Source organism: Pedobacter sp. SYP-B3415, assembly GCF_004138205.1.
Taxonomy (GTDB): Bacteria; Bacteroidota; Bacteroidia; order Sphingobacteriales; family Sphingobacteriaceae; genus Pedobacter.
Genome location: NZ_RXNQ01000035.1, coordinates 119,740 through 134,007, shown reverse-complemented (window position 1 = coordinate 134,007; position 14,268 = coordinate 119,740). Strand labels below are relative to the sequence as shown.

Sequence of the window (14,268 nt, the reverse complement as noted above, 5' to 3'; positions counted from 1 at the left end):
ATATTGGCCGGGCTTTCTCAGATTCTTTATGATTAGCGGCTTGCGCTTACCGTTTCTCCTTTTATGTAAAGCACTTTTATCGGTGTTTTTGCATTCGAGCTGACAGTTACGGTCTTTGCAAACTGCTGCGGATCGCCGGCGGCGTTATACGTTACCGAAATGGTTCCTGTTTCCCCTTTTTTTACCGGTGTCGTTGCAAATGTCGGCTTGGTACAGCCGCAGGTGGCTTCGGCATTTTTGATGATCAGCGGTTCATCGCCGATATTGGTAAACTTGAAAACATGTGTAACAGGTTTATTGGCAGGAATTTTACCAAAATCAAATGTTTCTTCGACGAACTTAAATTCGGCCGGTTTACTTTGCGCATGCGCGGCAGCGCCGATTCCGATAACGAATGCAAGGGCTAGAATGATCTTTTTCATGGATCTGTGTGTGTTTGAGTGAATTGCTGCAGACTTATCAAGGACGGGCAACTTGTATAATGGCGCCGCCAATCTCTTTGATTCTGTGTCTGATAGCAAAATTAGTACTTTCAGCTACATTTCAAAAAGCATTCCAAATATATATTGTTACATGAGCGAGGAAGAGGCAATTTTATTATTTCTTATCTTTGCCCCCTAACCGTTAGCGTATGATGCCAACCAATAAAGTTGTGACCAACCCGATTGATGCTTCAGAACTAAGCTTTGACGACTTCAAAAAAATCATTATAGCAGACTATAAGATCGCCTTTGAAAGCCGGCAAGCCAGTCTTCTCGGCCGTAAGGAAGTACTCACGGGAAAGGCGAAATTCGGCATCTTTGGCGACGGCAAGGAAGTTCCGCAGATCGCTATGGCAAAGGCCTTTAAAAAGGGCGACTGGCGTGCGGGTTATTACCGCGACCAGACTTTTGCCTTTGCATCCGGAATTTCGACCATCAAAGAATTTTTTGCACAGCTTTATGCCAACCCGGATGTAGAAAAAGACCCTGCATCAGCCGGCAGGCAAATGAATTGTCATTTTGCCACCCGTTCCATCAATCCTGATGGCAGCTGGAATGACCTGACCGGAATAAAAAACTCCTCATCAGATATTTCAACGACCGGCGGCCATATGGCACGCCTTGTCGGACTGGCTTATGCGTCCAAACTCTACCGCCAGAATCCGGAGCTGAATTATCTGAAAAACTTTTCGGTAAACGGCAATGAGGTCGCTTTTGGCACAATTGGTAATGCGTCTACTTCAGAAGGCATCTTTTTTGAGGCTTTCAATGCTGCCGGTGTGTTGCAGATTCCGATGGCTATTTCTGTCTGGGATGATGCCTATGGCATCTCGGTGCCGGCAAAATACCAGACCACAAAAGAGAATATCTCAGAAATACTGAAGGGCTTTCAGCGTGACGAGCATCATGCCGGGTACGAAATTTTCCGCGTCCGCGGATGGGACTATCCCGCGCTTTGTGAAGCTTATGAGAAAGCGATCCAGATCTGCCGCGATGAGCATGTGCCTGTTCTGATCCATGTAACCGAAGTTACGCAGCCGCAGGGGCATTCAACATCCGGTTCGCACGAGCGTTATAAAACCAAAGAGCGCCTGGATTGGGAGCGTGAATACGACTGCCTGGTACAAATGCGTAAGTGGATGCTGGAATCGGCCATCACAACAGAACAGGAACTGCAGGCGCTTGAAACTGAAGCAAAAAAATATGTACGCGACTGCCAGCGGGAAGCCTGGAATGACTTTTTGAGTGGTGTGCGGGCAGAACACAAGGCTATGGTACTTATGATCCATAACCTGGCGAAAGGTCACGCCCAGCTTGTAAAGGTAGGGGCGCAGTTGGCTTCCATGCCCGATGCAACGCGCAAAGACATCGTATCTGCAGCCAGAAAAGCACTGCGGCTTACCGCCGGAAAAGATTCTGATGAACGCCAAACGCTGCTGGACTGGTACGAAGCTCAGGCGCCGCATAATCACGACCTCTATAACTCAAAACTCTTTACGGATGGCAATGAGCGCCCGGCGCTGATTCCCGAAGTGGCTGCAACTTATGACGCTACGCCAAAAGTGATCGATGGAAGGGAAATTCTGAATGCCTGTTTTGATGCGAATTTCGAACGCGACCCCAGGCTCGTCGCCTTTGGCGAGGATCTGGGCAATATCGGCGATGTAAACCAGGGGTTTGCCGGTCTGCAGGCCAAATTCGGCGAACTGCGTGTTACAGATACGGGCATTCGCGAGATGACGATCATGGGGCAAGGCATTGGCCTGGCCATGCGTGGTCTGCGCCCTATTGCAGAAATCCAGTACCTCGACTACCTGCTGTTTGCCCTGAATGTTCTTAGCGATGACCTGGCCAGCCTTTCGTACCGGACAAAAGGCGGTCAGAAGGCGCCCGTCATTATCCGCACGCGCGGGCACCGGCTGGAAGGAATCTGGCATTCCGGATCGCCGATTCAGATGATGCTGGGATCACTTCGCGGCTTGCACCTTTGCGTGCCACGCAACATGGTACAGGCAGCCGGTCTCTACAATACGCTGTTTCGTGCAGATGAACCTGCAATCGTTATTGAATGTCTGAACGGCTACCGCCTGAAGGAACAGCTGCCCGAAAATGTCGGCGAGTTTACCATCCCGCTGGGCAAGGCAGAAATACTGAAAGAAGGTACTGACCTGACCATCGTTTCTTACGGTTCCACTTTACGTATTGTTCAGGAAGCGGCAGAGGAACTTGCGGCTATGGACATTTTAGTCGAAATCGTCGATCCGCAGACATTGCTGCCTTTTGATATTGATCATCTTTGTGCCGCCTCACTCAGAAAAACCAACAAACTGCTTGTGGTAGACGAGGATGTTCCCGGTGGTGCTTCCGCCTATATTTTGCAGAAGGTGCTGGAAGAGCAGGGCGGATATTACCATCTTGACGGCCAGCCGCGTACGCTGACTGCAAAAGCGCACCGTCCGCCATACGGCTCAGACGGCGACTACTTCAGCAAACCTTCGGTTGATGATGTCGTTGAGATTGTGTATGAGATGATGCATGAGGCAAACCCCGGAAGGTTTCCGAAGATATACTGATTAGAGTTTCTTCGATATCTGAGATGTGAGATTTGAGTCTTGAGACCTGTATTAGTACATAGGTATTCGTATTTCGTATTTAGACGTGGCGCAAAACCCCTCAGCCGGTTATGCGTATTGCGGGTTAGGCGCCGTGGTCTTTCATCCTTTTTCCTTTTTCCTTGATCTCGTTGAGGGGTTAGGCGCCGTGGTCTTTCATCTTTTTTCCTTTTTCTTTGATCTCAATTTGACTCATGATTCATGGCTCTTGGTTCCCCTTGAAGTCATCCAAACAAAGCGTAGCGGCGGAAGGATCTAACTCGGGATCATAAGTTAGATTCTTCGCTCCGCTCTGAATGACCCGTAGGGGAATCGCCTGGAGTGGAGCCAATGGATTTCGGTAGATTTGAAATGCGAGATTTGAGAGTACTAGTACATAGGTATTCGTATTTCGTATTAAGACGTGGCGCAAAACCCCTCAGCAGGTTATGCGTATTGCGGGTTAGGCGCCTCGGTCTTTCATCCTTTTTCCTTTTTCTTTAATCCCATTGAGGTCCTGACTCATGATTCATGGCTCTTGGTTCCCCTTGAAGTCATCCAGACAGAGCGTAGCGGCGGAAGGATCTAACTCGGATCACAAGTTAGATTCTTCGCTACGCTCTGAATGACCCGTGGGGGAATCGCCAGGCATGAAGCCAATGGATTTAGGTAGATTTGAAATGCGAGATTTGAGTCCTGAGACGTGTACTAGTACATAGGTATTCGTATTTCGTATTAAGACGTGGCGCAAAAACCCCTCAGCCCATTATGCGTATTGCGGGTTAGGCGCCGTGGTCTTTCATCTTTTTTCTTTGATCTCATTGAGGGTCCTGACTCATGATTCATGGCTCTTGGTTCCCCTTGAAGTCATCCAGACAGAGCGTAGCGGCGGAAGGATCTAACTCGGGATCATAAGTTAGATTCTTCGCTACGCTCTGAATGACCCGTGGGGGAATCGCCAGGCATGAAGCCAATGGATTTAGGTAGATTTGAAATGCGAGATTTGAGTCCTGAGACGTGTACTAGTACATAGGTATTCGTATTTCGTATTAAGACGTGGCGCAAAAACCCCTCAGCCCATTATGCGTATTGCGGGTTAGGCGCCGTGGTCTTTCATCTTTTTTCCTTTTTCTTTGATCTCATTGAGGTCCTGACTCATGATTCATGGCTCTTGGTTCCCCTTGAAGTCATCCAGACAGAGCGGAGCGGCGGAAGGATCTAACTCGGGATCACAAGTTAGATTCTACGCTACGCTCTGAATGACCCGTGGGTGAATCGCCAGGGATGAATCTAATGGATTTCGGTAGATTTGAAATGCGAGATTTGAGTCCTGAGCCGTGTACTAGTACATAGGTATTCGTATTTCGTATTTAGACGTGGTGCAAAACCCCTCAGCCGGTTATGCGTATTGCGGGTTAGGCGCCGTGGTCTTTCATCTTGGTTCCTTTTTCTTTGATCTCCTGTCATGGCTCGTGGTTCCTGATTCCAACTATTACGCACGAAGTTTTTTACTCTTTCTTTTTCCCTGCGTAATTTTTCTCACCTGCAGGCACGTTAATTTTTAGATTGTTTTCGGCAGGAGGCACGGGGCACTGGTAACCTCCGCTGTAGGCACAGTATGGATTGTAAGCCTTATTGAAGTCGATAACGATGGTGTTACCGATGATATCTTTCATGGAAAGGTCTATATATCGTCCGCCGGTGTACGTTTCGCTGCCGTTGGTCTGATCGGTAAAAGGAAGAAACAGATAATCCTTGTAAATAGGGTTATTGAGCAGTGAAACGCTTTTGTACAAGACCAGTTTTTGTCTCTGACCATGTAAACTAAATTCAAGAACGCCGTAGCGGATAAAATCCTTGCTGCTGCCGTCAAACGTAGGCATTTTAAATGTTACCGGGTTTTCCAGCGGTAGGAAAACAGCCTTGACCCGGTAACTGCTGTCGGCCGGGAAAAAGCGTAGCAAGGCTAAGTCTTCCTTTTTCAAAGGAGAATGACTGTCTGTAAGAAAAGCTTGCTTATAGGCTGTCCGGTGATCTTCTGTCTGCTGCATAAAGTTTTGCGCCCGGGTAATGAAGCCGGACAGCAGCAGTAGAATCAAAGTAAGGCAACGTGCGATCATCTATTATTCAGAAAAATAAGATTTACTGATAGCTTTCTGCCTTAGCAAATGATCTGCAAGCACCAGTGCCGCCATCGCCTCAACAATAACGACGGCGCGCGGTACCACGCATGGATCATGGCGGCCTTTACCTTTTATTTCTGAGGCCTCACCTTTTGCGTTGATGGTCTGCTGGTTATGCATGATGGTTGCAACCGGCTTAAAGGCAACCGTGAAATTAATGTCCATTCCGTTTGAGATACCACCGAGAATACCGCCTGCGTGGTTTGTTACCGAACGGTAGCCGCCTCCGGGTTGCGGGATGTCATTGTGTTCAGAGCCCCGCATTTCTGTGGCAGCAAATCCTGATCCGTAAGCAAAGCCGTGTACAGCGTTAATGCTGAGCATCGCCTTGCCGAGATCTGCATGCAGTTTGTCAAAAACCGGTTCACCCAGGCCTACAGGGCAGTTGCGCACCACGCAGGAGACCTGTCCGCCAATCGTATCGCCATCCTTACGTACGGAATCGATCAGGTCGATCATTTCGTTAGCCGTAGCAGGATCCGCACAACGCACAATGTTGTCCTCGCGAATGGCAAACAGCTCATCGAGCTGCCGGTCGGCCAGGTTTGGTGCGTAGATTTTCCCCACTGATGACACATGCGCAAATATGCCAATGCCATGTTGTTTGAGAACCAGTTTAGCTACGGCTCCGGCAGCAACGCGGGCAGCGGTTTCACGGGCCGATGACCTGCCGCCGCCGCGGTGGTCGCGGATGCCGTATTTTGCATCGTAAACATAATCTGCATGCGAAGGCCTGTATACGTCTATGTTATGGCCATAATCCTTCGAACGCTGATCCTCATTCGGGATCAGCAAGGCGATCGGCGTTCCTGTGCTTTTGCCCTCAAATATTCCCGACAGAATCTGAACCGTGTCGCTCTCTTTACGCTGTGTTGTAATTTTTGATTGTCCAGGCTTGCGTTTGTCGAGCTCTGACTGAATAAATTCCAGGTCGAGGTCAATATTTGGCGGACAGCCATCGATAACTACGCCGATTGCTGTTCCGTGCGATTCGCCAAAGGTGCTTGTTCTAAAAAGTTGCCCGAAGGTGTTTCCTGCCATTTTATGTTTCCATGCTCCGGCTGTATGCTTTGCCGGAAAGTGTTCGATTAATTAAATTCCGCCTGTAATGCCTTTACACCAAAACCCGCCTGTTCAAGGTGCAGCCAGAAATCGGGGTAAGACTTCGCAACGACCTCGGCATCTTCAATCTCTACTTCATCAACCAGCAGTGCAAGCGGGGCAAAAGCCATCGCCATGCGGTGATCCTCATATGTTTTTACGAAAATGCGCTTGGGAAAATGAAGGTTGTCGCAGTTTAATGTATATACCTGGTTTTCTTCGGTAAGTGTTACACCCAATTGGGCAAGTTCATTCTGAAGTGCGGCAATGCGGTCAGTTTCTTTGATTTTAAGCGTTTCAAGACCGGTGAACGAAAGGTTCTGACCAAGCGCGGCAGCGCATACAATGATGGTTTGCGCCAGATCCGGACAATCTTTCAGGTTCAGCGTGGCTGAGGGCCAGCTTCTCTCATCGCGTGCCAGCGCAATTCCGCCCGCAACGGTTTGTGTCTGCACGCCAAAATCTTTCATTATGCTTCTGATCCGGCTATCGCCCTGCAAACTGCTTTCGCGCAGCGCCGGAAGTTCGATTGCTGCATTTTCCGCAAGCGCGGCAATACTGTACCAATAAGAAGCGGCGCTCCAGTCGGGCTCAACAGTCAGGGTCGTTTCCCCGAAGTTTTGCTGTTTGATGGAAATTGTGTTGCCGTTCCATTCATGTGTAATACCTGCTTCTGCCAGCATATCAAGCGTCATCTGCACATAGGGGCGTGAGGTCAGCTCACCTTTGATACGGAGCTCAAGACCCTGCGGCAGCACTGCTGCAACCATCAGTAAGGCAGAAATATACTGGCTGCTGATGTCGCCTGCGATTTCAACAGAACCAGCCGTTTGTTCGAATCCGCCGTCAATATCAAGAGGGGGGAAGCCTTCCTGTCCGGCGTAGCCGATCTTCGCACCGATTGCATGGAGCGCGTCGACCAGGATGCCGATAGGCCGTTGCTTCATCCGCTCTGTTCCCGTCAGATGAAAGCTGCCTGGAAGTACAGCCAGGTAGGCGGTTAAAAAACGCATGGCTGTTCCGGCGGGGCCGACATCTACCTGCGCTCGCTCATCTGTACCCTGCACTGCAAGTTCTGAAAGAATCCGGTTTAAAGTAACCGTGTCGGCGGCATTTGAGTGGTTGTCTACCCTGACGAGGCCCCTGCTAAGCGCACTGATAACCAGGGCACGGTTGCACTCACTTTTTGAACCGGTGAGTGCAATCCTTGCCTGTATGTTTTTGGCCCCGCTAAAAGAGACCAGCACATTTTTACTCATGTTTATGCTTTTACTTCGGCGTGAGATTCTGCTGCAATTCCCGCTTCTGCTTTTCCTGCATTCATGATCTCAGTTTGTTTGCGGATTGATTCGCTGTGCACCAGCTCAAGGAATTTTTCAACAAAACCAGTATCAAGTTTAAGCGCTTTTGCAAAGGCTGTACCTTTTTTAATAATCTCATCCCAACGGTTAACCTGAAGAATGGTCACCTGGTTATCGCGCTTAAATTCGCCGATCTTTTGAACAATAGACATACGTTCGCCGAGTTTCTGCAACATCAGGTCGTCGATTTTGTCAATCTGCTTGCGCAGTTCTGCCAACTGATCTACAAATACCTCGTTGTTTGATTCCGGTTCGCGAACAGTCAACCTGTCTACAAGTTCGGCCAGGGCAGCAGGAGTCACCTGTTGTTTTGCATCTGTCCAGGCAACTGAAGGATCAACGTGCGATTCGATCATAAGCCCTTGCATATCAAGGTCAAGTGCCTTTTGCGCAATGTAAGGGATCAGTTCGCGGTTACCGCAGATATGGCTTGGGTCATTGATGATCGGAAGTTCAGGGCAAAGCGTTTTAAGCTGAATAGCCATTTCCCACATCGGTTCGTTACGGAAAGAGCTTTTCTCGAATGAAGAGAAGCCGCGGTGAATAGCGCCAAGTTTTGTAATACCTGCTTTGTTGATGCGTTCAAGCGCGCCGATCCACAACTGCAGATCAGGGTTTACAGGGTTTTTCACAAGTACCGGGATGTCTACACCCTGCAGGGCATCGGCAATTTCCTGAACAGTGAATGGGTTTACGGTAGAACGTGCACCGATCCACAATACGTCGACACCGGCAGCCAGGGCCTCTTCAACGTGTTTTGCATTGGCCACCTCAACCGCGGTTGGCAAGCCTGTTTCCTGTTTCGCACGGTTCAGCCACTCAAGACCCACACTGCCGATACCTTCAAATTCACCCGGACGGGTACGTGGTTTCCAGATACCTGCACGCAATACAGACACCTTGCCGGTTGCGGCAAGCAGGTGAGCGGTGGTTAGCAGCTGCTCTTCAGTTTCGGCACTGCAAGGTCCTGAAATCAGGAGCGGTTCGTTGTTCGTGTTCAACCAGGTGTTCAGCGGTTGGATGTTCAATTGTAATTTCATATGATTTGTAGTAAGGCCCGGGGGCAAGGTTTTTAACTTTTAACTTTTAACTTTTAACTTTCAACTTTTCACTTAGTACTTACTATTTAGTACTTCCATCAAACTCCATCATTTCGCTCATACTCACCCATGATGTTAAAGTTCACAGTGAATTTAAGCGTACGGCGGATGGCATTTTCATACTTTTCAAGATCTGTCCATTCCATGTCTACATAGAAGTAGTATTCATTTCTTTTACCAAGTACCGGCATTGATTGGATTTTGGTCAGGTTCACTTCATTCTCGGCAAAGATGTTCAGCACACGTGCCAGTGCTCCGGCCGTGTTGCCTACCTGGAAACAGATTGAGGCTTTATTGATCTCTTTATTCTGGTCTGACTTGTCTTTCTGAAGGATGAGAAAACGGGTGTAGTTCTTTTTATTTGATTCGATGCGTCTTTCAAGCACATTTAATCCGTAAAGTTCTGCAGCGAGCATGTTGGCAATGGCAACCGTATCGGTCAGTTGCTCATCGCGGATGCGTTTTGCGCAGGCTGCCGTATCAACACTTTCTACTACTTTGAGGTGCGGAAACTCGTCGAAGAAATCGACACACTGACGGATGGCAATGGGGTGGGAGGTAACGGTCTTTACATCCTCAAACTTTACACCCGGCAAAGCAAGCAGGTGCAGCTGGATCGGCAGGTAAACTTCGCCAACTACAGCAAAATTGTATTCCCTGATCAGCGTGTAGTTTGGCAGCAAACTTCCTGCAATTGAGTTTTCGATCGCCATTACCACAAAGTCGGCCTCACCTTTCTCAAGATGCTCGCAGGTGCGCTTAAAGGAGTCGCACTCAATCGTTTGAATGTCTTTGCCGAAAAATTTGAAGGCCGCTTCTTCATGGAAGGAAGCTTTGATACCCTGGATCGCTACACGCGCTTGTTTTTTCATTTTGCTGGTAAAAAATCACAAAAAAAAGTCCCGGCTTTTGGCCGGGACTTTCGTATACATTTTATCTTTTTATGCAGATGTTTAGTACATATTAGTCCCGGCTCTTACTGAAGTAGTAAAAGTAACCAAACCAATATGTATATGTTGTTCTCATTTTTAATTCTGTGCTGGCAAATGTAGCAACAAAATTTAATTTGTCAAGATGAAAATAAAAAAATTATTTTTTGGTTTCCTGCTCCTGTAATTCTCTTTGCAGAACTTTTGCAATCTGTGACCGCCCGTCGTGGCTCCAGCCTGGTGGATTCAGCAGGTACCGGAGCTTATCGCTCCAGCCGGGCGCCGTCTTCATATCTTTTGCCAGCGCCACAAATTCATGAAAGATCACATTGACCGGACCAGTGTCATCAGGCTGTTTGGTCAGGCCATAATGAATTTCTTCGTCGGGCAGTTCTTCCTGGAACGTCCCGAACCAGCGGTCCCAAAGAATAAAAATCATTCCCATGTTCTTGTCCAGGTACCGGATGTTGCTGGCATGATGCACACGGTGGTGTGAGGGCGTTACGAAGATATATTCGATAACGGGGTGGAGTTTTCCGACTGTCTGCGTGTGCACCAGGTTGCCGTAGATCTGTGTGATCATATAGGCAAACAGGATGTCTATGGCCGTAAAGCCAAAAAACGCCAGTGGCAGATAAAAGAAAACCCTGTACACAGGCTCAAACACGGTAGACCGGAAGCCGATAGTCAGGTTAAACTGCTCTGAAGAGTGATGTGTGACGTGCATAGCCCAGAACAGCCGCACATAATGCCCCGTTGTATGCAGCACCCAGTAAAAGAAATCCTGCAGTACGATCAGCACGATCCAGTAAACTACCGGATTGCTGATTTGAAAAACGCGAAAGCCATAAACATGATCGAGCAAAAAAAAGGTTGCCGTCTTCATGCCGAGGTTAATCACAAACGCTACCCCCATCAGGTACAGGTTGGTCAGCGTGTCTTTCCGCGAATAGAGCTTGCGGTCGTGTACATAACTGAAGTACATTTCAACGAGCGTGGTCACGAAGATAAGTCCAAACAAATAAAGAAGGGTCTCTGAGCGGACGGTGTTGTTCATCGTTTTTTAGGGATGTTGGTTATAATAGTTAAAGGCGCCGATGATCTTGTCGATTTCGGTTGCATGGTTATACGTACATTTGCCAGGCTTTTCGAGCGTGGAAAACAGGATCTTTCCGTCTTCGTTTTTCTTGTCGCTTTGCATCAGTGCGATAAGCTCATCGTAAGCGGCTTCAGGTATTTGCCTGTGCGGATACAGGCGGGAAAAAGCAGCGGTTACCTCGTTCAGGTCTGCCTCAGAAAAACTGTCATGCTCAAGGGAAAGCCAGGCTTCGCAGACCATACCGGCGGCTATTGCCTCGCCGTGTGTGAGCGGGTTTTTGCCTTCAGCAAGAAAATAGGTCTCAATCGCATGACCAATGGTATGCCCGTAATTGAGTATTTTCCTGAGGCCTTTTTCTTTGGGATCTTCGGTTACAACCTCATTCTTTATTTCTACTGAACGGTAGATCTGCCGGGCTGTAACCGCCTCGGGCTGCTGGATTTTCAGTTCATCAAAATACGCTTTATCGGCGATCAGGCCATGCTTGAGCATTTCGGCGTAGCCGGACAGGAGCTCGCGCTCAGACAAGGTTTTCAGAAATGCAGTTTCGATAAAAACCGCCTGCGGCAGACTGAAAGTACCGACCATGTTTTTTACGTTGTCGATATCGATTCCGGTTTTGCCGCCTACCGAGGCGTCTACCTGCGAGAGCAGCGTAGTCGGGATATTGACGAAGTCAATTCCGCGCTTATACGTAGATGCAACGAACCCGCCCATATCTGTAATGATGCCGCCGCCAAGGTTGATAAGCAGGCTTTTGCGGTCTGCTTCAAAATCAAGCAGCGTTTTCCAGATTCCGATGCAAAAGTCGATATTCTTGTTTTCCTCACCCGGATCGGTTTCGATCAGATCGAAGCCGTTAAAGTCATCCAGCATTTCGCGAAAAAGCGGAAGACAGTGTTCTGAGGTGTTGATGTCTGTCAGTACAAAGATCTTACTGTACTTGTTTGCGTCCAGCAAGTCAAGCAGGGGTTTCAGGCCTGATTCAAAATGAATCTGGTGCCCTGAACTGTTAATTGGTTTCATATAGTCTGGGGACGATGTCCCTTATCGGTTTTTTTGTAATCAGACCACGCGAATCTGCCGGCCGTTAAATTCGATCACGTCACCGCGGCGCACTTTAAGGCGCTTGCGGTAATCTGTCTGGCCATTGTATTTCACAAGTCCGTCTTCAACAACGAGTTGAGCTTCGCCGCCGCTCCCTACCAGTGCACAGGCTTTAAGCAGCTGGATCATGGGGATAAATTCACCTTCTAATTTGAACTCGTTCATCGCCGGCAAATTTACAATTATTTGTAAAGTCAATGAATTTAGAAGCCCCGGATTTCATATTTTTGCACTCGTTTGATAATTGTACCCCTTTATATGGAGATTTCGCCGGAGAGACTGCCCGATTTTAACAATACCGAAATTGCTTTTCAATCAAAGAACAACACAGAGCTGAAAAAAGCGTACTGGTTATTTCGTATGATCGGAAGCAATTTTCTGACGAAAATTGGTCCGCCGATCACCAACTTTTTTCTTGATATCGGATTACCGATCCAGGGGATGATCAAATCGACCATTTTTGAACAGTTCTGTGGCGGTGAGACGATCGCCGAATGTGAGCATGCCATAGCCAAGTTACATGCAGGCAACGTAGGGACGATCCTCGACTACTCGGTAGAGGGTGAGGACGAGGAACAGGTGTTTGATGAGACCTGTCGCGAAATCATCCGTACCATCGAAACGGCTGCTGACGACAAACGCATTCCGATTACGGTGTTCAAAGTGACCGGAATAGGCAGGTTTGGCCTGCTGGAAAAACTTGATGCAAAAAAGGAACTGACCGCACGCGAAAAGGAAGAATTTGCCAAGGTACGGGCCCGCTGCGAAAAGATCTGCCATACGGCTTTCGAAAAAGGCGTTCCGGTGATGATTGATGCGGAAGAAACGTGGATTCAGGATACGATCGACGAACTGGCTATCGATATGATGCGAAAATTTAACCGTAGCCGGGCTATTGTATACAATACGTACCAGATGTATCGCCATGATAAGCTGGCCGACATGAAAGCCGATCACCTGATTGCCCGGGATGCCGGTTTTATACTCGGCGTAAAGATGGTTCGCGGGGCCTATATGGAAAAGGAACGGAAACGTGCTGAACAAATGGGTTATCCATCGCCCATACAGCCCGATAAAAACGCTTCTGACCGCGATTACGACGATTCACTTCGCTATTGTGTTGACAACCTGGAGCAGATCGCTTTTGTGGCAGGCACCCATAATGAGGACAGCTGCCGGCTGCTGACCTACCTGTTGCAGGAGAAAAATGTACCGCACAACCACCCGCACGTCTTCTTTTCACAGCTGCTTGGTATGAGCGATAACCTGAGTTTTAATCTGGCAAACTCTGCCTATAATGTAGCTAAGTATGTTCCGTATGGTCCGGTAAAATCGGTCATGCCGTACCTGTTCAGAAGAGCGCAGGAAAACACTTCTGTTGCCGGCCAAACTGGCCGTGAACTTACGCTGATTGAGCGGGAGCTGAAGAGGCGGAGGGGATAGTTTTTAAATTCTGGACCATGTAGCAATGTTGTCCATTAAAAATTTGCAGACCAAAACAAGATCCTTCTGAACATGCGCAAAGCAGTATTTACCTGAGTCTTCTAAAGCAAGCCCCTTGAATTGTATGTTTGTGGGTTTTACGTCCAGGCCGTGGTTTTAACGAGAGTTTTGCCTGATTACTGCCAATGAGAGCTGCGGGCCGGGGCAACGCTGTCCCCGGACAAACATGAACGTGAACGTGAATCAGACTAAAGATTAAGGCTTCTCTTTACCAGTGTGAAAAGGCTGTTTGCCGGTTAAAAGATCATAAAACAAGATAAAATCGCTCGCGAGGCTATACAGCGGATATTGAAAGGTAGCCGGTTTGTTTTTCTCAAAGAAGTAATGCCCCACCCAGGCGAAGCCATAACCCAAAACCGGAACGGCTACGAAAAATCGCCAGTCGTGAAAAAGGAAGCCGGCAAAAGCGCTCATTAACAGCAAGGCCGTACCGGTAAAATGCAGGATCCGGGATGTAGAATTTGCATGTTCGGTAAGATAAAATGGATAAAATTCCTGGAGCGACCGGTATTTCTTTTTTGTCATAGCTAATCTGTTGCCTTGCATCTGCAAATATAAGGCGTAATAGGGGTAAAATGCGCGGCGCATAAAAAAAGCGGAAAACGGACACTTACATCCATTTCCCGCCATCTAAATTAACGCTCTCGGATATATAACGGCACCGGGGGAAGCGTATTGTACCCGCAGTGTTTTTTTATTTTTTGCCTGCCCCCCCTGTTCAGGCATAAAAGCCGGCGTTTGGCCTTTTTATTTAACTTTGTGCGCCGCCTGGCATTCTGAATGCAGGACCGGAAACTAACTTTTTAATCAGC

At 48.2% G+C, this 14,268-nt stretch carries 12 protein-coding genes; 2 read left to right on the top strand and 10 right to left on the bottom strand.

The features are described 5' to 3' along the window. Nucleotides 1-32: 32 nt before the first annotated feature. Nucleotides 33-422 (bottom strand): DUF1573 domain-containing protein, encoded by a 390-nt coding sequence (locus tag EJV45_RS16780; RefSeq protein ID WP_129717504.1) that lies wholly within the window; start codon nucleotides 420-422, stop codon nucleotides 33-35. A gap of 209 nt (nucleotides 423-631) precedes the next feature. Between EJV45_RS16780 and EJV45_RS16775 the strand changes: the two genes are divergently transcribed. Then, nucleotides 632-3,055 carry a thiamine pyrophosphate-dependent enzyme gene (locus EJV45_RS16775; RefSeq protein ID WP_129717502.1) on the top strand — a complete coding sequence of 808 codons (2,424 nt, stop codon included), beginning with the start codon at nucleotides 632-634 and terminating at the stop codon, nucleotides 3,053-3,055. A 1,526-nt stretch (nucleotides 3,056-4,581) separates the two neighbouring features. On the opposite strand, the gene EJV45_RS16770 is transcribed toward EJV45_RS16775, so the two are convergent. The 8 genes from EJV45_RS16770 to EJV45_RS16735 form a co-directional block, all read right to left on the bottom strand. Further along, nucleotides 4,582-5,124 (bottom strand): DUF1684 domain-containing protein, encoded by a 543-nt coding sequence (locus tag EJV45_RS16770; protein WP_240755316.1) that lies wholly within the window; start codon nucleotides 5,122-5,124, stop codon nucleotides 4,582-4,584. Nucleotides 5,125-5,196: 72 nt separating this feature from the next. Continuing rightward, the gene (gene aroC / locus EJV45_RS16765; RefSeq protein ID WP_129717498.1) at nucleotides 5,197-6,297 is read right to left on the bottom strand and encodes a chorismate synthase; all 1,101 of its coding nucleotides are present in this window, start codon (nucleotides 6,295-6,297) and stop codon (nucleotides 5,197-5,199) included. A gap of 47 nt (nucleotides 6,298-6,344) precedes the next feature. Further along, a complete protein-coding gene (gene aroA, locus EJV45_RS16760; protein ID WP_129717496.1) occupies nucleotides 6,345-7,616 on the bottom strand; it encodes a 3-phosphoshikimate 1-carboxyvinyltransferase in 1,272 nt (423 codons plus the stop codon). Nucleotides 7,617-7,618: 2 nt separating this feature from the next. Further along, complete coding sequence (locus tag EJV45_RS16755; protein ID WP_129717493.1) at nucleotides 7,619-8,758, bottom strand: chorismate mutase; 1,140 nt, start codon at nucleotides 8,756-8,758, stop codon at nucleotides 7,619-7,621. Between the two features lie 98 nt (nucleotides 8,759-8,856). Continuing rightward, nucleotides 8,857-9,690: a prephenate dehydratase gene (locus EJV45_RS16750; protein ID WP_129717491.1), complete on the bottom strand. Its 834-nt coding sequence runs from the start codon at nucleotides 9,688-9,690 to the stop codon at nucleotides 8,857-8,859. Between the two features lie 217 nt (nucleotides 9,691-9,907). Continuing rightward, entirely contained in the window at nucleotides 9,908-10,804 is an 897-nt protein-coding gene (locus EJV45_RS16745; protein WP_129717489.1) for a sterol desaturase family protein, read from the bottom strand. Between the two features lie 6 nt (nucleotides 10,805-10,810). Then, nucleotides 10,811-11,872, bottom strand: a complete 1,062-nt coding sequence (gene aroB / locus EJV45_RS16740) for a 3-dehydroquinate synthase (RefSeq protein ID WP_129717488.1) — start codon at nucleotides 11,870-11,872, stop codon at nucleotides 10,811-10,813. A 39-nt stretch (nucleotides 11,873-11,911) separates the two neighbouring features. Next, a complete protein-coding gene (locus EJV45_RS16735) occupies nucleotides 11,912-12,118 on the bottom strand; it encodes an RNA-binding S4 domain-containing protein (RefSeq protein ID WP_129717486.1) in 207 nt (68 codons plus the stop codon). 93 nt (nucleotides 12,119-12,211) lie between these two features. Here EJV45_RS16735 and EJV45_RS16730 point away from each other — a divergent pair, with 93 nt between their 5' ends. After that, the gene (locus tag EJV45_RS16730) at nucleotides 12,212-13,396 is read left to right on the top strand and encodes a proline dehydrogenase family protein (RefSeq protein ID WP_129717484.1); all 1,185 of its coding nucleotides are present in this window, start codon (nucleotides 12,212-12,214) and stop codon (nucleotides 13,394-13,396) included. 255 nt (nucleotides 13,397-13,651) lie between these two features. Here EJV45_RS16730 and EJV45_RS16725 read toward each other — a convergent pair whose 3' ends face one another. Next, nucleotides 13,652-13,981 carry a DUF962 domain-containing protein gene (locus EJV45_RS16725; RefSeq protein WP_129717482.1) on the bottom strand — a complete coding sequence of 110 codons (330 nt, stop codon included), beginning with the start codon at nucleotides 13,979-13,981 and terminating at the stop codon, nucleotides 13,652-13,654. Between the last annotated feature and the right edge of the window lie 287 nt (nucleotides 13,982-14,268).

What these genes read in the sequence shown, in the direction of transcription:
- EJV45_RS16770 (WP_240755316.1), bottom strand. Translation starts at nt 5,124, where the DNA reads ATGCAGCAGACAGAAGATCACCGGACAGCCTATAAGCAAGCTTTTCTT.
- EJV45_RS16735 (WP_129717486.1), bottom strand. Translation starts at nt 12,118, where the DNA reads ATGAACGAGTTCAAATTAGAAGGTGAATTTATCCCCATGATCCAGCTG.
- aroC (WP_129717498.1), bottom strand. Translation starts at nt 6,297, where the DNA reads ATGGCAGGAAACACCTTCGGGCAACTTTTTAGAACAAGCACCTTTGGC.
- aroA (WP_129717496.1), bottom strand. Translation starts at nt 7,616, where the DNA reads ATGAGTAAAAATGTGCTGGTCTCTTTTAGCGGGGCCAAAAACATACAG.
- EJV45_RS16750 (WP_129717491.1), bottom strand. Translation starts at nt 9,690, where the DNA reads ATGAAAAAACAAGCGCGTGTAGCGATCCAGGGTATCAAAGCTTCCTTC.
- EJV45_RS16725 (WP_129717482.1), bottom strand. Translation starts at nt 13,981, where the DNA reads ATGACAAAAAAGAAATACCGGTCGCTCCAGGAATTTTATCCATTTTAT.
- EJV45_RS16730 (WP_129717484.1), top strand. Translation starts at nt 12,212, where the DNA reads ATGGAGATTTCGCCGGAGAGACTGCCCGATTTTAACAATACCGAAATT.
- EJV45_RS16745 (WP_129717489.1), bottom strand. Translation starts at nt 10,804, where the DNA reads ATGAACAACACCGTCCGCTCAGAGACCCTTCTTTATTTGTTTGGACTT.
- EJV45_RS16755 (WP_129717493.1), bottom strand. Translation starts at nt 8,758, where the DNA reads ATGAAATTACAATTGAACATCCAACCGCTGAACACCTGGTTGAACACG.
- aroB (WP_129717488.1), bottom strand. Translation starts at nt 11,872, where the DNA reads ATGAAACCAATTAACAGTTCAGGGCACCAGATTCATTTTGAATCAGGC.
- EJV45_RS16780 (WP_129717504.1), bottom strand. Translation starts at nt 422, where the DNA reads ATGAAAAAGATCATTCTAGCCCTTGCATTCGTTATCGGAATCGGCGCT.
- EJV45_RS16775 (WP_129717502.1), top strand. Translation starts at nt 632, where the DNA reads ATGATGCCAACCAATAAAGTTGTGACCAACCCGATTGATGCTTCAGAA.